18 protein-coding genes and 1 pseudogene are annotated in these 19,461 nt (G+C 50.2%); 6 read left to right on the top strand and 13 right to left on the bottom strand.

Features of this window, described 5'->3' with window-relative positions; translation table 11 throughout:
- Positions 1 to 630: a TnsA endonuclease N-terminal domain-containing protein gene (locus tag AYI96_RS08250; protein WP_144361401.1), complete on the bottom strand. Its 630-nt coding sequence runs from the start codon at positions 628 to 630 to the stop codon at positions 1 to 3.
- 233 nt (positions 631 to 863) lie between these two features.
- Positions 864 to 1,625, bottom strand: coding sequence for a class I SAM-dependent methyltransferase (locus AYI96_RS08255; RefSeq protein WP_144361467.1), 762 nt, complete (start codon positions 1,623 to 1,625; stop codon positions 864 to 866).
- A 313-nt stretch (positions 1,626 to 1,938) separates the two neighbouring features.
- Here AYI96_RS08255 and AYI96_RS08260 point away from each other — a divergent pair, with 313 nt between their 5' ends.
- The 3 genes from AYI96_RS08260 to AYI96_RS08270 all read left to right on the top strand — a co-directional run bounded on the left by AYI96_RS08260 (position 1,939) and on the right by AYI96_RS08270 (position 6,533).
- The gene (locus tag AYI96_RS08260) at positions 1,939 to 4,230 is read left to right on the top strand and encodes an OmcA/MtrC family decaheme c-type cytochrome (RefSeq protein ID WP_119978771.1); all 2,292 of its coding nucleotides are present in this window, start codon (positions 1,939 to 1,941) and stop codon (positions 4,228 to 4,230) included.
- Positions 4,231 to 4,391: 161 nt separating this feature from the next.
- Positions 4,392 to 5,633: a transcriptional regulator gene (locus tag AYI96_RS08265; protein WP_144361402.1), complete on the top strand. Its 1,242-nt coding sequence runs from the start codon at positions 4,392 to 4,394 to the stop codon at positions 5,631 to 5,633.
- A gap of 60 nt (positions 5,634 to 5,693) precedes the next feature.
- Positions 5,694 to 6,533: a 23S rRNA (adenine(2030)-N(6))-methyltransferase RlmJ gene (locus AYI96_RS08270; RefSeq protein ID WP_110458349.1), complete on the top strand. Its 840-nt coding sequence runs from the start codon at positions 5,694 to 5,696 to the stop codon at positions 6,531 to 6,533.
- Positions 6,534 to 6,708: 175 nt separating this feature from the next.
- Here AYI96_RS08270 and tsaA read toward each other — a convergent pair whose 3' ends face one another.
- The 4 genes and pseudogenes from tsaA to modA form a co-directional block, all read right to left on the bottom strand.
- The gene (tsaA, locus tag AYI96_RS08275) at positions 6,709 to 7,182 is read right to left on the bottom strand and encodes a tRNA (N6-threonylcarbamoyladenosine(37)-N6)-methyltransferase TrmO (RefSeq protein ID WP_144361403.1); all 474 of its coding nucleotides are present in this window, start codon (positions 7,180 to 7,182) and stop codon (positions 6,709 to 6,711) included.
- 31 nt (positions 7,183 to 7,213) lie between these two features.
- Positions 7,214 to 8,302, bottom strand: coding sequence for a molybdenum ABC transporter ATP-binding protein ModC (gene modC, locus AYI96_RS08280; protein ID WP_144361404.1), 1,089 nt, complete (start codon positions 8,300 to 8,302; stop codon positions 7,214 to 7,216).
- On the bottom strand, positions 8,296 to 8,988 hold the full coding sequence (modB, locus tag AYI96_RS08285) for a molybdate ABC transporter permease subunit (protein ID WP_110458471.1): 693 nt from the start codon (positions 8,986 to 8,988) through the stop codon (positions 8,296 to 8,298). Before modB ends, modC begins: the two co-directional genes overlap by 7 nt.
- Positions 8,988 to 9,368: pseudogene (gene modA, locus AYI96_RS08290) on the bottom strand (molybdate ABC transporter substrate-binding protein); the annotation flags it as partial. The pseudogene modA and the gene modB, both read right to left, overlap by 1 nt.
- A 70-nt stretch (positions 9,369 to 9,438) precedes the next feature.
- Between modA and AYI96_RS08295 the strand changes: the two are divergent.
- Positions 9,439 to 10,023: a DUF3387 domain-containing protein gene (locus AYI96_RS08295; RefSeq protein WP_260852977.1), complete on the top strand. Its 585-nt coding sequence runs from the start codon at positions 9,439 to 9,441 to the stop codon at positions 10,021 to 10,023.
- Between the two features lie 85 nt (positions 10,024 to 10,108).
- Here AYI96_RS08295 and AYI96_RS08300 read toward each other — a convergent pair whose 3' ends face one another.
- Entirely contained in the window at positions 10,109 to 11,323 is a 1,215-nt protein-coding gene (locus AYI96_RS08300; RefSeq protein WP_144361406.1) for a tyrosine-type recombinase/integrase, read from the bottom strand.
- Positions 11,324 to 11,545: 222 nt separating this feature from the next.
- Positions 11,546 to 12,409: a YicC/YloC family endoribonuclease gene (locus AYI96_RS08305; protein ID WP_101056442.1), complete on the bottom strand. Its 864-nt coding sequence runs from the start codon at positions 12,407 to 12,409 to the stop codon at positions 11,546 to 11,548.
- Between the two features lie 180 nt (positions 12,410 to 12,589).
- Here AYI96_RS08305 and rph point away from each other — a divergent pair, with 180 nt between their 5' ends.
- Together rph and pyrE are read left to right on the top strand one after the other, a co-directional pair.
- Positions 12,590 to 13,303: a ribonuclease PH gene (gene rph, locus AYI96_RS08310; protein WP_025010865.1), complete on the top strand. Its 714-nt coding sequence runs from the start codon at positions 12,590 to 12,592 to the stop codon at positions 13,301 to 13,303.
- Positions 13,304 to 13,408: 105 nt separating this feature from the next.
- Complete coding sequence (gene pyrE, locus AYI96_RS08315) at positions 13,409 to 14,050, top strand: orotate phosphoribosyltransferase (protein ID WP_025010866.1); 642 nt, start codon at positions 13,409 to 13,411, stop codon at positions 14,048 to 14,050.
- Positions 14,051 to 14,152: 102 nt separating this feature from the next.
- On the opposite strand, the gene folE is transcribed toward pyrE, so the two are convergent.
- The 5 genes from folE to coaBC all read right to left on the bottom strand — a co-directional run bounded on the left by folE (position 14,153) and on the right by coaBC (position 19,369).
- Positions 14,153 to 14,803: a GTP cyclohydrolase I FolE gene (gene folE, locus AYI96_RS08320; RefSeq protein ID WP_025010867.1), complete on the bottom strand. Its 651-nt coding sequence runs from the start codon at positions 14,801 to 14,803 to the stop codon at positions 14,153 to 14,155.
- A 194-nt stretch (positions 14,804 to 14,997) separates the two neighbouring features.
- Positions 14,998 to 16,968 carry an alpha/beta hydrolase family protein gene (locus tag AYI96_RS08325; protein ID WP_071476409.1) on the bottom strand — a complete coding sequence of 657 codons (1,971 nt, stop codon included), beginning with the start codon at positions 16,966 to 16,968 and terminating at the stop codon, positions 14,998 to 15,000.
- 131 nt (positions 16,969 to 17,099) lie between these two features.
- Complete coding sequence (gene slmA, locus AYI96_RS08330; RefSeq protein WP_025010868.1) at positions 17,100 to 17,693, bottom strand: nucleoid occlusion factor SlmA; 594 nt, start codon at positions 17,691 to 17,693, stop codon at positions 17,100 to 17,102.
- A gap of 24 nt (positions 17,694 to 17,717) precedes the next feature.
- A complete protein-coding gene (gene dut / locus AYI96_RS08335; protein ID WP_025888140.1) occupies positions 17,718 to 18,176 on the bottom strand; it encodes a dUTP diphosphatase in 459 nt (152 codons plus the stop codon).
- Positions 18,173 to 19,369, bottom strand: a complete 1,197-nt coding sequence (gene coaBC / locus AYI96_RS08340; RefSeq protein ID WP_039035387.1) for a bifunctional phosphopantothenoylcysteine decarboxylase/phosphopantothenate--cysteine ligase CoaBC — start codon at positions 19,367 to 19,369, stop codon at positions 18,173 to 18,175. Before coaBC ends, dut begins: the two co-directional genes overlap by 4 nt.
- Positions 19,370 to 19,461: the final 92 nt, after the last annotated feature.

Raw genomic sequence — 19,461 nt, forward strand, 5'->3', positions numbered from 1 at the left:
TCACACATTACACCAAATAGACGGGTTGCAAGTAAGATCATCTTGATTTAAATCAGCTTTTATTAAGCCTTTATTAATTAGCGAATAGAGAAAAGAACGGGTTTCAGAAATCGGAAGCTTATATTCAGTCGCAATATCATGAAGTTGAACTTTACCTGACTTTCGAATCAAATGGAGCAACTCTTGTTGAATATCGGTCACACCATAGATACCGGAGTATCTGTGCAATAACTTGAGATTATTTAAGATAGGATTTACACGAATTTGCTTATCTGTAACTAGAATAAGTTCTCTTCCAAGCTCTCGTGCAGCCTCTTTTTTAGCGAAAAACTTTGCTCTAAAAACAGGATCGAATGTCTTGCTGTAAGGCTTATATTCATGAAACTTTGTTGTTCCATCAATATAGCGAAGTATCGCGTCAGGTGTATAAGGTAATCTTTTACCCTCAAAATAGTAATAAAACCCTTCAGGCTGACTGCCAAAAGCCTCGATAGTCTCATTATATTCATGATGGAAACATGCATCGAACTCCAATGTGCTCTCACACATTACCGTTTCGGTCACTTTTGCACTCGCGAATTTAAAAACGTTTTTATTGGGTGAAGGCTTACGTAAATTTCGAATGTACATGTTCAAATTCCATGCGATATTTGAACATTAAGTGTACGCCAAGGGAAAACATTGTCAACTTATGGGTTATTTTACAAATAAGTAATTGATAATAAATAAAATAGGTTTTGTAACCAAGCTACAAAACCTATTTTCATGTCAACTTATGAGTTAATTATGTCAATATATGGGTTTACTATGTCAGCTTATGGGTTCAGCGACATAGGCGCTGATAAGCCCCAGTTGCTTCGACACTAACTGCTTTTCATCGCAGCTTTCACATACACATCGAAGCGATTTTTCTTAGTAGCAATAACTGTGCTGGGTTTGACGCCGTCTAAGTCTTCGGCGTAATCAGGGCGTTTAACCACCACGCGTTTGGTGGCTAACGCCATGGCGGGGGCAAGCAAACCATCGGCGTCGAGATCGGCACCGACTAAAGATTGAAACACCCGCATCTCTTTTTTAACTAGTGCAGATTTTTCACGGTGGGGATACATGGGGTCTAGGTAGACCACATCAATTTCAGTACCAGATGTGTTAGCCGCATCGGCTAATGCATTAAGGCTTGAGCCATGAAATAGGCTCATACGCGCTTGCATCCACTGACCTATTTCGCCATCAATATAGGCGCGGCGTAGGCCATCTTCAAGTAGTGCTGCTACCACAGGATGGCGCTCGACAATGATCACCTTGCAGCCTAAGCTTGCCAGCACAAAAGCATCACGCCCAAGGCCCGCAGTACCATCGACCACTGTCGGAGTCACGCCCTGCTTAAGCCCAACGGCTTTGGCGATTGATTGACCACGGCCACCACCAAACTTACGACGATGAGCAGCAGCGCCAGAAACAAAATCTACCACTATCCCTTTTAACTTGGGTTCATCGCGCTTATTGAGCACGAGACAATCATGCTCAAATACCAACTCAAACAAGGAGTCCTTATCAAACACCAGCCCCCAGCGCTCACAGATGGCTTCGAGGGTCGGATAATGGCGATTGAAAAACACGCCGATACTTGGGGCTTGGTCTGATTCTGAAGTCACGATAGCTCGATGGTTAAGGAAATAGCGGCTTTATTATGCCAGAGGCATGATGCCTTATAAAAGCAAAGATACTACTGGGTAAGAAATCCATTTCTTCATCGCAATACGCCTGACGCTGATAATGTCTAAAAAAAACTAAAAAAAACTAAAAACCCTCTCAAAATCCTGAATATATGGGTAAACAACTAGCTGTTCACATTGTCGGCTTCCAGATTCAGGCACACTTTTGCCGCAGTCGCGAACCATAATCACGACGCTTATAAAGACCAAAGTGAGATGAGAGATGATGAAAACCATACGACTTAAAAAGCTAGGCTACTTAACTCTGATAAGTAGTTTATCTCTGGGCCTTGTCGCCTGTTCCGATGGCGAAGATGGCAAGCCAGGTGAAAACGGGAAACCGTCAAATAACGTCAGCACACAAGCCAATACCCTGTCGATCACTATCGACAATACCAGTGTGATCGATAACCGACTGAGCATCGACTTTTCGGCAGAAAACGAATATGCCGTGCCAGTGATAAAAATTGCGGCATTAAAAGTTTACGCTAGCCAATTACAGCCCCAAGCAGAAGGTGAACGCTCCCAGTGGCAAACGCTGGCCAGCGAAAGCTGCTCTGAGACTAAAGGTTGTGACGGGATACTCGTCGATAATCTCGATGGCAGTTACCGCTATACCATGCACGCACCATTAGCCCAAGGTGAGACCAGCTTTAATGACGATTTCACCCAGCGAGTTCAACTGAATATTCTCGCGAGTGCGGCTGTCCCCGCCACCACGACAATTGTCGATTTCAACACCGACGGTTCCGACATTGAGGACAATCGCAGCATCATAGATGCGGCGAACTGCTTAAACTGTCACGATGCGATTGCAGACATTAAACATGGCGGCGATAACCTCGAAAGCTGCGCCAGTTGTCACACCAATAATAAGATGTCAGATCCGGGCAAAGTATGGCCGGTACTCGCTCATACCGCTCACATTGGCGTGACGCCACAAGCTCTAGGTAGCTGCACCGCTTGCCACAGCAAAACAGTAAGCGAGCAACAGCCACAGGCCATTAATTGGTACCAAGTCCCTACCCGTGAAACCTGCTCTAGCTGTCACGATATGAGCAGCAATGAGGTGTACAATCACGACTCGCAACTCGATAACAGCAACTGCTTAACCTGCCATGCGCCAGATCGCACCTACGAGGTGCATATGGGCAACCATGAAAAAGCGGTCACTGAAGATCAGCGCAATATTGTCAATGTCGATCTGCGCGACGCCAAATTAGTGCAGCAAGGTGGTCAACACTTTGCTGAAATTAGCTTTACCTTGCTCGACAAGCAAGGACAAGAAATCGCGATCACCGACAATAACCCAGCCAATGCCGATTGGATTAAAAACCTGCAGCTGTATGTCAATTGGGGCGCATCTGTCGATTTTACCAGCAGCCGGGGTTACACCATTTATGTTAAAAGTAACAAGAAAGACATAACCCAAGATGGTAGCGGTAATACCCCAGCAGGTGAACGTGAACGTACGCCGCTATATCGCAGCGAAGGTAATGTTTATACTTATTTAATGGGGCCTATTGTCACGCAAGACCAATTCTCGGGTGACTTGATTGATGATTCTGGCTTTATCTCTAATCGCCTTATCTACTGTTTTGATGAGCAACAAAACTTAGTGAGCTGCGATCAAGCTGGACACAGTAAAAATGCCGAGGCCAATAAACGTTGGTTCTTTAACAAAGCAGGCTTAACCGATGCGCCAGAGGCTAAGCGCCCAGCCATAGTGTCAAATAAGACCTGCGGTAGCTGTCATGGCTATGATGAGTTTAATGATAACTCTGAACTGGCCTGTCGCGGTTGTCATGCACAAGTCACCGATATCAACAAAGAGCTGGCCGATACCACTTGTTTCTCGGGTCACGATCATGACGAATTAGGCGAACACCTACGTCCGTTTAAGCCTCGTGCAATGGCCATCAAAGGTCAGCCTGCCTTCCTCAGCTCTACCGCAGATATCGTCGATCCCTGTTTGGCTTGCCACAATCCAAACACACCACCGACGCAGGCGATCCGTGAAATGCATACCAAACCTAGCGATTGGGATTATATTGAGCAGCTCACCGTTAGCCATCCTGATCACAAAGTGTGGATGCACTCGCTGCATACCAACCAACGCGTGACACAAGATCGTGCTAACGGTGTACGCAACGTCGAATATCCTGCTGATAAAGCAAACTGCTATCGATGCCACGAAGGTGATACCTTCGGCGTTGATCGCTTAACGGCTATCGGCCGCCCACTGGCGCTCGATTTAGACTACAACCCTGACTCGAGAGCCCACCCCGCAACGGATATCAGCGTCGATGCTTATACCTCACCAGTGTCTGCTACCTGTTATGCCTGCCACGCTAAACAGCCAAATAGTGACGGTGAAATGGTCATTAACAAGTCAGTGCGTGCTCATATGGAACAAAACGGCGGCCGTTTTGGGGTAAGCGCTAACGAGCTGCAGGTTGAGTCCTGCGCCGTTTGTCACTCGATAGACAACCTAAAACAGGTGCATAACTTGTAACGTTCAGCTTTCCCTGCAAGGAAATTAATGCCGCTCAACGTTACACGCTGGGCGGCATTAACCCATGAAACACTGAGCTTGATCATACTTCAAAAGTAAACATTTCCTCGTTAATCCTCACCGCCTTATACTGTGAAGGTGAGCCCCTGTAGAGAGTTTCCGTGCAATTAACCCCAGAGTTGAGACTAAACGTTGCGCAGCAACAATTATACAATCGCCATACGTTCTCCTGTATTGATCTTAGCTATGCCGAGACAGCCATACTGCAGCAATTGCTGAGCCAGCAAGGTGAGCTTGTGACCAAAGACGTGCTCATGCAAGTCGGGTGGCCAAATCGTGTGGTCGCACCGTCTTCACTACAACAATGCATTAGCATGTTGCGCAAAAAACTCGCCGATCAGCCAAACATAGAGCTCAAAACGGTTCCGCGCCATGGTTATCTGTTACAGCTACCTCACCAGCCTTCAGTCACTAAGCCTTTTACCCGGCCCACGATGCCTGTGCTGCTGGCAATGGCATTACTGTGTAGCGTGATACTGGGCTATCTGGCTTATACTCAGCAGCAACCACAACTACACGCCTATCAAGAACGGGGGGTAATCAGTACATTAAGTGGTGTTCAGGGGAGCTTTACGCTATTAACCTCGGTTGGTGACAACACCATTGACAACGATATGGCCACACAACGCTTGCATCAGCAACTGCTTGACCAGCCCAGCTCGCCGCCACCATTTAACACCTTTCATGGCTTAGCCCTGTTCAGCGCCAACCGTGACAGTATTGCAATATGCCCCAACTACCAAGAGGGTCAATGCCCAGGCAACCAACTGATCAATATTAGCGGCGATGCCGAGCGTGCCGGACACTTAGCCCTGTCAGATTTCATGAGCACTAAAATTAGAATGGAGCAAAAAACCTATAACAAATTAGCCATCCCTGAGTTGCAGCAACATCAAGGCCAACTTAAAGAACAGATGTATCATGGGGATCTCTATTTTTCGGTGCAAGATAACCGCTTGGTTCGCAGCGATATTCGCATCTCTTTAGTCGAAATATCAGCCGATCAGGGTATTTTTTATTTTGCAGCATGCATAACAGACGAAGATTGTTATTCAACACCCACTCGTTACGAGATCCGTGGTCACTTTAGTCGCAGCAGCGAAACCTGGCCGCAACGCCGCGTCGAACGTTATGACATCAGTATCAATAACACCGAGTTATCGTCACCTACTGCGCTAACAGACACAGCGCAACGCATCTACTTAGCCCTGCGTAAACAGCATCTCACTCAAAAAGCACTGACGTTTTATCGACTCTATCAAGACGACGGCACGGCGATATGGCAATTGCCATTGGCGGGAGATAACTTAGTCTGGATGCAGCGCCATACCTTGCAATTATGATCCCCCTGCGGAGTTGTATATAATGATGCTCCAATGACTCACCACCGATTAAGATCTTTCATGCTAAGTTATCGCCACGGTTACCACGCCGGAAATTATGCAGATGTGCTTAAGCACAGCCTGTTGCTGCAAACCCTTAAGTTGATGCATAAGAAAAATAAACCTATGGTGTATATCGATACCCATGCGGGTGCCGGTGGTTATGCCCTTTCGGATGAGTTTGCGCAAAAAACCGGTGAGTACTTAGCTGGTGTGGCTAAATTGTGGGACAAGGACGACCTGCCACCGCCGCTGCAAGATTACATCAACGATGTTAAGCATTTTAACGGTACTGCTGATCTTGAGTTATACCCAGGCTCACCCTCGTTTGTCGATATGAACCTACGTGAAAACGATCGTATGGTGCTACATGAACTGCATAGCGCCGACTTTCTGACCCTAGATGAGCAATTAGGCGCAGATAAAAAAATCAAGGTGATTAAGGGTGATGGTCTGCAAGGTTTGATAGCTGCTGTGCCGCCACTGGAGCGCCGCGCTGTGGTATTAATCGATCCTAGCTATGAGATGAAAAGCGATTATCAAGAGGTGGCCAAGGCGGTGATTCAGGCCCATAAACGCTTCGCTACTGGCGTGTACATGATCTGGTATCCCGTGGTGAATCGTGCACAAACCGAGTCGATGTTTGAGTTATTAAAGCAAAGTGGTATCCGTCGTCAGCTGCGTATCGAACAAGCCATTAAGGCCGACAGCGATGAGTTTGGCATGACAGCCGCCGGTCTATGGGTCATTAACCCGCCGTGGCAGCTCGATGAGCTGGCGCAAACCACACTCGATTATCTTGGCCCATTGCTAAACCAAGGTGGCGGCAGTACGCAAGTCATCTGGGAAGTGGGTGAATAATCCCTAAGCCATCATAGCGATAGAGCACACCACCGGGCGTGTTCTATCACCTTTACGCTCACGCTCTAAATACAAATTCGCATCTACCGATATCAGCTTATCGCTGAGCTACGCCCATGACTTAGAGCATCAGCGCTGCGCCCCTAGTCGATACCTCACTTAGATTATCCGACTCTTATGCAAATCGCTTATCAGAGCGCACGGTAAGCGGGTCTAGTCCTTGCTCATACCAGCCATCTTTGGTCTGTTTAATGTTATCAAAGGATTGAATATAGGGTTTGATATCCAAAATGGGGGTAGCGTCTAATAGATCCACTCCGCGCACAACAATACGGTTAGCCTCAATGCAAACAATCTCGACAATCGACAAGCCAATCGCGTTGGGACGCTTGGGTGAGCGCGTAGCAAAAATACCCCGCGGCTGATCATCTAGAAACGGAGTCACCTTAAGCTTATAACCTGCCGCTTTATGGATATGAAACACCACATAGATATGCGAAAATTCTTCGAGATCATCTAACCCCTGAACATACTCTTCATTGATGATAAGCTCGGCAATATCTTGAGATATGCCGGCACCCTGCACTGGCACATTTTCTATCTGTTTGAAGGGCGTCTTGGCATAACCTATTGGGGAATATGTGATCATAATGCTCTCTTCTCGGCTCCTGTCAGTTTAATTAGTGGGACTGCGCCAAATCGGCTGCGGTCATACTAACGCCTTTTATTTGGGCAAACAGCGACAGACCTGGCTTTATGGCTAAGTCATCACAGGCCCAACACGTCACATTAGCCCACAATGTATGCCCCGCCAGATCCAATTTCACTTGCCTGTGGTTATCCTCATCGCGCTGCTGCACCTCAATTACGCTAACGGGCACGACATTGCGAATACTGGTCTGCTGCGGCCAAATGCGACACAAGGAGATATGATTAGCATGAATTCGTACCCGAAGTTTTGCGCCGCGTTGCAACGAGACGCTGTTCACCCACAGGCTCACATCATCGCTCAGGGTGACCCGAGTCATCGAGTAGTTTTGGTTGACTTCGGCAACGCTCACCTCTAACAGCGAACTTTGTTCTTGCGCCGATAACCAAGGTCGCATCTGCTCACTATTCCATACTTGTTGCAATGAGCCTTTGGCGATCACTCGCCCATTTTCCAACACCAACATATGCTCGGCCAGTTGCAAAATCTCATCTAGGCTGTGGCTAACATACACGATAGGTAAGTCTAAATTTTTCGCTAAATCGATTAAGTAAGGAATGAGTTCCCGTTTACGTGGCAGATCGAGCGAAGCCAATGGTTCATCCATCAATAACATCTTAGGCTTGGTCAGCAGCGCGCGGCCAATCGCCACCCGCTGCTTTTCACCGCCCGAGAGTCCAAGGGGATAACGCTTTAACAATGGCGCGAGCCCCAACAACTGCACCACCTTGGTAAAATGGGCCACATCTTTGTCACGGCAACCATAATTAAGATTGCCGCGCACACTGTAATGGGGAAATAAGCGCGCCTCTTGAAAAACATAGCCGATACCACGCCGCTCTGGCGGCAGATTGATACCCTGCTGCCGACTAAATAGCGTCTGATTGTTTAAGCATATCTCGCCGCTATCGGGTGTCGACAAGCCACCAAGTACATTGATTAACGAGGTTTTTCCTGCACCACTTCGACCAAAGATTGCCGTAATTCCGCTCATGGGAAGCTGTGCCGCTACCGCGAGAGATAGATCGCCCAGCTGTTTATTAATATTGATAGTTAACATGTTGCCGATACTCGCCGCTGCGCTTTTTGCGTCAACCATTGAGAGATGATCAATGACAGTAACGCGATAATAATGGCGATAACACACAGCCGAGCCGCCTGACTCTCGGCGCCGGGGGTCTCGATAAATGAGTACATCGCCAGTGGAATAGTGCGAGTCTCTCCTGGAATATTAGAGACAAAGGTAATGGTTGAGCCAAACTCCCCTAGACTGCGAGCGAAAGCCAGTACCATGCCAGAGATGATCCCCGGCGCCGTTAGAGGCAAAGTTATGGTCATAAATACCCTTAAGGGACTACTTCCTAGGGTTCTGGCGGCCTGCTCTAGCCGCACGTCGACATGCTCAAACGCCTGACGAATCGCCCGCACCATTAACGGAAAAGAGACAATGGCGGCCGCCAATGCAGCGCCGCGCCAATTGAAGCTAAAACTGATACCAAACCATTCAAAAAGACGTTCACCAATAACCCCTTTACGCCCCATAGAGATCAACAGTAGATAACCGATAACCACAGGCGGTAACACCAACGGCAGGTGAATGACGCTGTCAAACAAGGCCTTACCCGGAAACTCCACGCGCGCTAAGAGCCAAGCACAGCCAATGCCCAAGGGCAGGCTAAATAGCACTGCCACTCCAGAGACTTTGAGACTGAGTAATAGCGCGGCGGTCTCATATTCTGTCAATATCACTGTGCAACCTTGAATCCATATTGACTAAAAATGGCTTTCGCTGCGGGTGATTGTAGATAGTGATAAAAAGCGTTAGCGCCAGCGCTAGGCTGCTTATCCACCAAAGCCAATGGGTATTCTATCGGCTTATGGCTATCTGCTGGGAAGGTGCCCACTAAGGCTACGGCATCAGACTGTGACGCATCTGTCGCATACACTATGCCCAAGGGCGCTTCTGCGCGCTCAACCAGAGCTAACGCACCGCGCACGCTATTGGCACGAGCCAGCAGTGGCTCGGCTTGCGACCATAAATGTAGATAGCTTAATGCCTGCTTAGCATAGCGTCCTGCCGGCACGTGATCGGGATCGCCCACCGCCAGTCTACCGCCTTGTAATGCAAGCATTGATACTACCCGTCAAGTTCAAGAGCCAAAATCTGACAGTGATAGAATTTACGATATCAGCAAGATAGATTTTGAGAGGCTACGCCAAGAGTTTGCCAGGTCCGAACGAAAGAATACTGCTGTGCAGTCGTTAAAGCATTTGATTGAGAAGAAATTAGCTCGGCTGATGATGCAGAACCCGCTACGTACCGATTATCAAGTACACTACGAACAGTTGGTTAAGGAATACAACCAAGAGAAGGATTGGGTGGTTATAGAGAAAACCTTCGAGGCACTTTTAAAACTGAATGAAGCGCTTTCGGTTGAGGAGAAGCGAGCAATCAGAGAGGGGCTAAATGAGGAATCCCTGGTATTGTTCGACCTCCTAAGCAAACCTGATCTACATTCAAAAGAAATTGCAGAGATTAAGCAGGTTGCCACAACGCTACTGGCAACACTGAAGGCGGAAAAGTTGAAAGTAGCTAACTGGCAGCAAAAGGAATCAAGTCGGGACGCAGTCAAACAACAGATTTTCGACTTTCTTTATGACGAAAACACTGGTCTCCCTATTGAGCAATATGCAGAAGATGAGATTGCTGATATTACTGACAGGATCTTTATGCATGTATTTAGAGTGTACCCAAGGTTACCGTCTCCAGTTTACGGCTAATTTGTTCTAGCTCAGCTTGAGCTTCAAACTTCCAGATTTCACTCTCATTCTTCCAGACAGCCTGCTTGAGCTGTCTGGGGGGCGGCTATTTAATAAACTTTCCTACCGTTTCCGAAAGTTTGGTCAGAGCCTCGCGCCTCTCTTCCAAATAATCGTGCCGGTTGTAGATGCCTTCAACACCTTTGAGTTTGTGATTTAGACAACGTTCGGCCACATCACCGGAAGTGCCTTGTCTCGCTAGCAAGCTACGGCAGGTGCGTCTGAGATCATGTACGGTGAAGTGCGGGATTTCTCCCATTAGGTTTGGTGGTTGTGTCTTTTTGCCAGCTTCATGCCCGAAGAGCTTGGTAATCGCTCTGTTTAAGGTGTCTTTACCCATGTATGGATTTTTACTTGAACGCCTACAGGGAAAAACATACTCAGAGCCGTAAGCCCGGACTTCCAATTCTTGTATCCAGGTTAGAACTATTTGGGGTAAGGGAATATCGATACCCATGCCTGATTTGCTACGCTCTTTGGGCAAACTCCAAATTTTTCTCTGTAGGTCAAATTCTTCCCACTTAGCTTCAACTAGTTCAGACTTTCTAACACCGAGTGTGACCAATAATGCACAGGCGAGATAGTTATCACGGCTGAAGCTGTTGTTATTTTCACGAGCAACTTTAAAGAATTGCTTTAATTCTTCAATGGTTAAGGCTCGATCCTTACTTTTTTCAATACCACCAGCATCGGTTACCGAAAAGGCGCTGGCCGGATTGAAGGCAATTAAGCCAAGTTTGATGCCGTGATTAAAAAGCTGTTTGCAGTACATCAGCGCATCGTTGGCAATGGTTGGACGACCACTTTCGGTAATCTTTCTCAGAATATCTCTGATATCCATGGGGGTTACATCATTAAGTGGGATTTTTCCAATTTTAGGCGCGATGTCCTTTGAGAATATCCTGAGTGGGATCTCGGGGTGTTTAAGGCGTTTTTCTAACCCTGAGTACCAATCATCAAACAGGTCCTGCACAGTGTCTACTCTGGTCTGGGCAGCTTGGCGCTTTACCTGTATCGGGTCACTACCTAATCGTACTTGCTTCATCTGCTCTGCAGCTTTCAGGCGAGCATCAGCAAGTTTGAGATCGCTATACTTGGCGAGCGTCATTTCCTTGCGTTTGCCTGCATAACTGTATCTCAGCATCCAGTATGGGTCACCAGACTTTGGGATCACCAGATAGAGCCCATCGCCATCGGCATGGCGGCCAATAGCTGATTGCCTCAGTTTTGTTTCAATTTCCTTTACCGTCAGTGAGCCCATTGTGGCGACCTCCCTTTGCACTGTATCAGCCGTGGTGGGTGAAGTTGACTGCTCATCATTTTACCCACCATCTCACTATTCTGTTAAGTCCTATTTACCCACCATTTTACCCACCAATTGGCTGTGGAGGTTGGTGGGTAATATTGGACGCTAATAGACGGTGTTTAACTTATAGTCCATTAAAAACAAGTGGTTAATGTAAATATTTGACTCGGGTGGATTCTATTCCACGTTCTGGATCTGCTCTCTCATCTGCTCAATCAGCACTTTAAGCTCGACTGCGGCGGCGGTGATTTCGCTGCTGATTGACTTGGAGGCCAGGGTGTTGGATTCGCGGTTGAACTCTTGCATCATGAAGTCCAGTCTGCGGCCTTCGCTGCCACCCTTGTTGAGGATCCGGCGGGCTTCGGCCACATGGGCTTCGAGGCGATCCATCTCTTCGGCCACGTCCTGTTTTTGGGCCAGCAATACCATTTCCTGTTCCAGTCTGGCCGGGTCCAGTTCGCCCTGGATTTCGGCCAGGCGGTTGCTGAGTTTTTCCCTTTGCCATTCCATGACCTTGGGCATGTGCTCGCGGACTATGGCGATCTGGGCTTCAACGGCATCCAGGCGGGTCAGCAGCATCTCTTTGATGGCGCTGCCTTCACGGCCGCGGGCTTCGATAAACTGATCGACGGCGCCGTCGAAGGCTTTGAGCAGTTCGGCGGCAATGGCATCCATGTCTTGCTCGGATGAGGACATGACCCCTGGCCAGCGCAGAATATCCACCGGGTTGAGCTCACCCTGGCCGGCTTGCTGTTTTACCCAGTTGGCGGCCTGCAACAGTTGCAGCGCCAAGTCCTGATTCATATTCAGCTGGGTACCTTGTTGATCGCTCAGCTCGTAGCGCAGGTTGACTTCTACCTTACCGCGATTGAGACGCTTGCGCAGTCTGTCTCGCAGCACAGGCTCCAGGCTGCGGAACTGTTCCGGCAGGCGCAGATAGGTTTCCAGATATCTCTGGTTGACTGAGCGGATTTCCCAGGAGGCTGTGCCCCAGTCGGCTTTATGCTCGATACGGGCGTAGGCGGTCATGCTGTGGATCATCAGATATTCCAGTTGCTTGAAGACGGGTGTAGCAGAGGATTATAGACAGCTTGCCTCCGGGGTTAAAGTGAAGTGTATACACTTTGTCGGTTCTATACGGATCCGCCATGGCGTCAAGCGCCGCAAGGCCCTATAATATGCAGCCAATTCAGTCCAGACGACAAAATACAGGAATTCACTATGCGTCCCAGCAACAGAACTCCGGCTCAAACCCGCCCCATTTCAATCACTCGCCAGTTTACCGCCCATGCGGAAGGTTCTGTGCTGGTCGAGTTCGGCGATACCAAAGTACTCTGTACCGCCAGTTTTACCGAAGGGGTGCCGAGATTTCTCAAAGGCCAGGGCCAAGGTTGGGTGACGGCAGAATATGGCATGTTGCCCCGTTCTACCCATAGCCGTATGGATCGCGAAGCGGCCCGGGGCAAGCAGTCTGGTCGTACCCAGGAAATTCAGCGCCTCATCGGCCGAGCTTTGCGCGCTGCTGTGGATATGAAGCTGCTGGGTGAAAACACCATAGTGATCGACTGTGATGTGATTCAGGCCGACGGCGGTACCCGTACCGCAGCCATCACAGGTGCCTGTGTGGCTCTGGTAGATGCACTTAATTGGGCTCGTGCCAAGGGTATTCTCAAGGCCAATCCGCTCAAGTTCCTTATCGCCGCCGTGAGCGTGGGGATTTTTGAAGGTGAGCCTATCTGTGACCTGGAATATATCGAAGACAGCGCCGCCGAAACCGATATGAACGTGGTGATGACAGAAACCGGCAAGATCATCGAGATCCAGGGCACCGCTGAAGGCGAGCCGTTCAGCCATGAAGAGTTGCTGAGTCTGCTGGAGCTGGCCAAGCATGGCATTCGTGAGATTATCGATGTGCAGAAGGCTGCATTGAGTTAAGTTTTTTTAAGGACCCCATGAGGGTCCTTTTTTTCGTACTCCAGAGAGTACTTGTTCGTACCCGTGAGCCTTAAGGGCTTACCCATAATCACAAGAGGAGAGATCGTGAAAGCCTATCAGCGCGAGTTTATTGAATTTGCCCTTGAGCGTCAGGTGTTGAGATTCGGTGAGTTTACCCTGAAGTCCGGCCGCAAGAGCCCATACTTCTTCAATGCCGGTCTGTTTAACACTGGCCGGGATCTGGCCCGCCTGGGCCGTTTTTATGCTGCTGCGCTGGTGGATGCCGGTATCGACTACGATCTCCTGTTTGGCCCGGCCTACAAGGGGATCCCCATCGCCACAACCACGGCTGTAGCCTTGGCCGAACACCATGATCTGGATATTCCTTACTGTTTTAACCGCAAAGAGAAGAAAGACCACGGCGAAGGCGGCAACCTGGTTGGCAGCGAGCTCAAGGGTAAGGTGATGTTGGTGGATGATGTGATCACCGCAGGTACCGCTATTCGCGAGTCCATGGAGATCATTCAGGCCAATGGCGCGACTCTGGCCGGGGTATTGATTGCCCTCGACCGTCAGGAGAAGGGCAAGGGCGAACTGTCTGCCATTCAGGAAGTGGAGCGCGACTTTGGTTGCCAGATAGTGGCCATCATCAAGCTGGCCGATTTGATTGCCTACCTGGCCGAGAAGCCGGGGATGGAGCAGGAGTTGGCCGCCGTTAGCGCCTATCGTGAACAGTATGGTATTTAATGTCGTCCAGGATAGAATCTCGGCTCTTAAAGAAGCTTGAATAAACTTCTGTACAGTCCAACAAAAAACGCTGCCTTGGCAGCGTTTTTTATTACGGAGAGGCTATTTGGCCTGATGCAGAAACTCGGCGCGGGTGGCCGGGTTGGACTTGAACACGCCGCCAAGAGCCGTAGTGGTGGTGGAGCTGGTGGAGTCCATCACACCGCGGGATTTAACGCAGTAATGCACCGCATCCATTTTTACCGCCACATCTTTGGTTTCCAGCAGGGTCTGCAACGCGACCAGTACTTGCTGGGTCAGGCGCTCCTGCACCTGTGGCCGCTGGGCAAAGAAACGCACTATGCGATTGATCTTCGACAGGCCGATGATCTTCTTTCGCGGCAGATAGGCCACAGTGGCCGTGCCGTCTATGGTCACCAGATGGTGCTCACAGGTGCTGGTGAGGCTGATATCCTGCACCCGCACCATTTCATCGAAGCCCATCTTGTTGTCGATAACAGTGATCTTGGGGAAGTTGGCATAGTCGAGGCCGGAGAAAATTTCGTCGACATACATCTTGGCGATACGTTTCGGCGTATCCATCAGGCTATCGTCGCTCAGATCCAGCGACATCAAGGTCAAAATGGCCTTCATATGGGCCTCTATTTTTTCCTTGCGCTCCTCGGCCGACAAGCCACAGGGTACCATGGGGGTCTCGAGTCCTCGCTCCAGGAGCGCGGTCTGAACCATCAAAGCTGCTTCACTCAATGCCATTGTTTTCCTCCGGCGGATAGACGCCAAGCAAGCGCCTTCCGTTTGTTACTGTCCGCGCAAGCTGTGTGACGCTTTTCACATTTATCTGCGGGAAGCGGAGGATACCGCTATTTGCTGTAAATTCATACCAGAAAAGCCCCATAGCACGAAAAAAGCCGCTCTCTGGAGAGCGGCTTGGTTTACGGCAGTTAAACTTAAACGCCCAGATTCTGCTTCAGGAAGTTGAGCATTTTCTGATAGTAGATGGCTCTGTGGCTTTCATCGTAGAAACCGTGGCCCTCATCATCCATGATGATTTTCTGGTAGGGGTAGTTACGCTTCTTGAGCGCATCTTCCAGGGCTTCAAACTGCTCTATGGGGGCGCGCTCATCATTGCCGCCGTGCACAAGCAGCAGGTTGGCCTTGAGCTTGTCGACGTTGCGAGTGGGCGACATAGCGCGCAGCACGGCTTGATCCTGACCAAGCACAGTTCGCAGGTAGCTGGTGCCCGAGTCACGTGCCTGCACGTCACCTTCTTTAAACATCATTTCCAGATCGTACACCCCGGCAAAGCCGATGGCGCACTTGAACAGATCCGGCTCCATGACCGAGCTTTGCAGCGCGCTGTAGCCGCCAAAACTGCCGCCGACGATACAGATGCGCTGCTTGTCCACTATGCCTTGATCTATCAAATGGCGGGTGGCGTCTATGATGTCGTACTGAATTTCACTGCCCCACTTGCGGTAGCCCGCTTGCTGGAAGGCTTCGCCATAACCACCCGAACCGCGGAAGTTAACCTGCAGTACGGCTATGCCCTGATTGGCCAGCATCTGGTTTTGAGGATCAAAGCCCCAGCTGTCCCTGACATAGTGTGGGCCGCCGTGCGGGTTGACCACCAAAGGCAACTGCTTGGGATCTTTGCCGGGAGGCAAGGTCAAATAGGCCTGAATCGTCATGCCGTCACGCACCTTGATATCCATGGGTTTCACTTCAGCCATTTTGGCCGGATCTATGCTTTCCATGGTACGCAGCAGATGTCTGAGTTTGACCGTTTTAGTATCAAACAGATAGTAATCACCCGGGTTGCGGTCGTTGAAGGCCAGAATGATCATCTTGTCGGCGTTACGGGTCTCGCTGATGATGCGAACCTGATGCCCCGGCAGGCTGGCCAGCAGCTGCTTCAGATACACTGCATGCTGATCTTCCGGATCAACAAAGGCGTAGGTTGGGTAACCATTGGCAAACTCCACCGCGTAGAGCTGTTTGTTTTGGCCGTTGATCCAGAAGTTGTCCGGCTCGACTCTGGCGTCATTGACCATCATCTTCTTTTCACCGGTTTTCAGGTTGACCCGATACACGGCCTTGGGCTCATCGGCCTGGGAGGCGGCGGCATAGACGCTGTTGGGGTCTTCGGTGAAGGAGATTGGGGTAAAGTCCTTCAGGCCGATATTCAGCTTGTCGGTGTCAATCCATTCACCGTCATTACGGTAGAAAATACGGGTGTTGTTGCTTCTGTCCTGACCGGCCACAAAGCGCACCTCACCGTCATCATCTGTCATGAAGCTGGCCATTCCTATGGGAGAACGGGTAATTTTCTTGCGAGTGCCGCGGTAGACATCAACCCGATAGACATCCTGCAACTGTTCGTAATCCAGGCTGCGACCGCCGTTCCAGGGGATGGCATTAACCAACATGTAACGGTCATCATCCGGCAAGGGATCGAGCACATAGGCAGTGGCCTGGATGGCGGTGTTTTTCTTCAAGTGGGAACCGGTTTGTTGCTGGCCCGAATTGTAACCGAACAGATAAGCAACCTTGGAGCCATCGGCATTCACCGCCATCAATTCACCATAGTAGAGCGGGCGATCATCCCAGCCCTTGAGGTATTCCTTGGCGACCACGACACGTTCATCGTTGACCCAGGTGTAACTGCCCACTTGGGCATTGCCCGGGAAGTAAACAATATGCTTGGCACTGAGGTCTTCAGTATTCAGGATCAGTAGCTTATCTTTTCCTTCGTGATTCATGATCACGCTGAGATAGTCACCGGAGGGGGAGATTTTCACATTGGTGTATTGCGCCCCCTGGCTGAAAATTTCTGCCGGCGTGGGCGTTTGATTACTCTGGGCCAGTGCGAGTGCGGGGGCCAGCAATAATATACCGGTCAACAAAGGTTGGAATTTCATTTTACATCCTTGTGTTTATTATAAGTAACCCATGTTTGTTCAATGTTAATTAAATGCTTGGGTTTGGACAAGGCTAAATCCATAAAAAAAGGACGGTTTTTACCGTCCTTTATCCCGAAAAAATAGGGTATTCAGCTCTGCAATAACTGGCTTTGAATAAACTGCCACTGCTCCTCGAAGTGAGCCGTTGGCTTGAGCTTGAATTCACTGCGAACAAACTGGGCAATGCGACCTTCGGCCACCGCCAACAGCAGATTTGCCAGAATGGCTTCATCCAGGGCGAATTTTTGCCCTTCTCGCAGGGACTTTTCCCGCAGGATCTGCTTTAGATGGGTTTCCAACTTGGCAAACAACAGATTGATCCGTTCTCTGAGACGCTCATTTTCGCCCAGCAGGGCATCACCGCTCAGAACCCGGGAGATCCCTGGGTTGCGCTCGGCAAACACCAATAACAGCTGCAGTGCCTGTTGGCAGCGTTTCATGGTGTCTTTCTCCTCATCCATGATGAGGTTGATGCGTGACAGCAGAGAGTCTTCAATAAACTCAATCAGGCCTTCAAACATCCGCGCCTTGCTGGGAAAGTGGCGATAGAGCGCCGCTTCCGACACGCCAACTTCCGAGGCCAACTTGGCAGTGGTAATCCTTTGCCCCGGATTGGTTTCCAGCATTCTGGCAAGGGATTGGAGTATGTGTTCACGACGATTGATTTTTTCTTTTACAGCCATGTTTCGCTCTGTCAGTGGCAGGGATTATTGAGTGCCTGAGTGACCGAAGCCACCCTCGCCTCTGTCCGAGGTGTCAAACTCATCCACCAGTTTGAACTGGGCTTGAACGACGGGCACAAACACCAATTGGGCCAAGCGGTCACCTATCTCCAGGGTGAAAGGTGTCTGGCTGCGGTTCCAGCAGGAAACCATCAGCGGGCCCTGATAGTCAGAGTCGATCAGGCCGACCAGGTTGCCGAGTACTATGCCGTTTTTATGGCCCAGCCCCGAGCGGGGCAGGATCACCGCCGCCAGAGAAGGGTCGGCCACGTGAACCGCAATTCCGGTCGGGATCAACACTGTTTCACCCGGGGCTATGGTGATGCTGGTGTCCAGCATGGCGCGCAGATCCATACCGGCACTGCCTGGGGTCGCATAGCTTGGCAGCGGAAATTCACTGCCAATACGCGAGTCGAGAATTTTCAGTTCTATGGGTGTTTTCATGAGTGGTTTTTATGCTTCGCTATCAGGATCAGCAACTGTTTGGCCAGGCTCAACTTGTCGGTGGCCGGCAGTTCATCACAACCTGTTGCAGAAAATACTTTCAGAGCATTCCGGTCGGCATTGAAACCCTGACCCGGAACAGACACATCGTTGGCGGCAATCATATCGAGTTTCTTGCGCTTGAGCTTGTCACGCGCGTAGGTCTCCACTTCATGGGTTTCTGCCGCAAAACCCACGGTAAAGGGCCGGATAGAATGGCTGGCGACCGTGGCCAGAATATCCGGGTTACGCACAAGTGCCAATGCCATGGTTTCGGAAGATTTTTTTATTTTGGCTTCGGCGACATCGGCGACACGATAGTCTGCCACTGCGGCGCAGCCAATAAAAATATCCTGTTGTTCCACCCGTTGCATCACGGCATCGAGCATCTCTTTGGCCGATTGCACATCGACTCGAGTCACCCCTGCCGGGGTAGCCAAATTAACCGGGCCGCTGACCAGAGTCACTTCGGCGCCCATCTGCGCCGCCGCAGAGGCCAGTGCAAACCCCATCTTGCCTGAGCTGTGGTTGGAAATATAACGCACAGGATCTATCGCTTCGCGGGTCGGTCCGGCGGTGAGCAGCAACTTTTGGCCGGCCAACAGCTGTGGCTCAAAGCAAGCGGCGGCTCGCTGCGCGATATCATTGGGTTCCAGCATACGCCCCGGGCCGACTTCACCACAGGCTTGGCTACCGCTATCCGGGCCCCAGATACCATAGCCGCGCTCTGCCAGCACCTTGAGGTTCTCCTGGGTCGCTGCGTTTTGGTACATCTGTTGGTTCATCGCCGGGCAGAGCATCACCTTAGCCGCCGTTGCCAGGCAGGTGGTGGTGATCAGTTCATCGGCCATACCGGCACGAATGCGGGCCAACAGGTTGGCGGTAGCGGGGGCAATGATAACCAGATCGGCCCAGCGGGCCAATTCGATATGCCCCATGGCAGCCTCGGCCGCAGGATCCAGCAGATCTGAGGCCACAGGATGGCCGGATAACGCCTGCAAGGTCAGCGGAGTAATGAATTCCATGGCGCTCTGGCTCATGACGACCCTGACTTCGGCACCTCTGTCCTGCAGGCGCCGCACCAGATCGGCACTCTTGTAGGCGGCAATGCCACCGCCAATCCCCAAGAGGATTTTTTTATGCTTCAGGCTCATAGAGACAATCAACTGATGGTAATTGGCGGCTAAGATATCACAAAGCTCCCCCGACTTGGCAGGATGCAGCTTCAAAAATCTCGACCATAATT

This window comes from Shewanella sp. MSW (assembly GCF_007636515.1).
GTDB lineage: Bacteria > Pseudomonadota > Gammaproteobacteria > Enterobacterales > Shewanellaceae > Shewanella > Shewanella indica.

What these genes read in the sequence shown, in the direction of transcription:
- folE (WP_025010867.1), bottom strand. Translation starts at nt 14,803, where the DNA reads ATGGCATTGAGTGAAGCAGCTTTGATGGTTCAGACCGCGCTCCTGGAG.
- AYI96_RS08325 (WP_071476409.1), bottom strand. Translation starts at nt 16,968, where the DNA reads ATGAAATTCCAACCTTTGTTGACCGGTATATTATTGCTGGCCCCCGCA.
- AYI96_RS08250 (WP_144361401.1), bottom strand. Translation starts at nt 630, where the DNA reads ATGTACATTCGAAATTTACGTAAGCCTTCACCCAATAAAAACGTTTTT.
- modC (WP_144361404.1), bottom strand. Translation starts at nt 8,302, where the DNA reads ATGTTAACTATCAATATTAATAAACAGCTGGGCGATCTATCTCTCGCG.
- AYI96_RS08270 (WP_110458349.1), top strand. Translation starts at nt 5,694, where the DNA reads ATGCTAAGTTATCGCCACGGTTACCACGCCGGAAATTATGCAGATGTG.
- AYI96_RS08300 (WP_144361406.1), bottom strand. Translation starts at nt 11,323, where the DNA reads ATGGGCTCACTGACGGTAAAGGAAATTGAAACAAAACTGAGGCAATCA.
- slmA (WP_025010868.1), bottom strand. Translation starts at nt 17,693, where the DNA reads ATGGCTGTAAAAGAAAAAATCAATCGTCGTGAACACATACTCCAATCC.
- AYI96_RS08305 (WP_101056442.1), bottom strand. Translation starts at nt 12,409, where the DNA reads ATGATCCACAGCATGACCGCCTACGCCCGTATCGAGCATAAAGCCGAC.
- rph (WP_025010865.1), top strand. Translation starts at nt 12,590, where the DNA reads ATGCGTCCCAGCAACAGAACTCCGGCTCAAACCCGCCCCATTTCAATC.
- coaBC (WP_039035387.1), bottom strand. Translation starts at nt 19,369, where the DNA reads ATGAGCCTGAAGCATAAAAAAATCCTCTTGGGGATTGGCGGTGGCATT.
- dut (WP_025888140.1), bottom strand. Translation starts at nt 18,176, where the DNA reads ATGAAAACACCCATAGAACTGAAAATTCTCGACTCGCGTATTGGCAGT.
- tsaA (WP_144361403.1), bottom strand. Translation starts at nt 7,182, where the DNA reads ATGATCACATATTCCCCAATAGGTTATGCCAAGACGCCCTTCAAACAG.
- AYI96_RS08260 (WP_119978771.1), top strand. Translation starts at nt 1,939, where the DNA reads ATGATGAAAACCATACGACTTAAAAAGCTAGGCTACTTAACTCTGATA.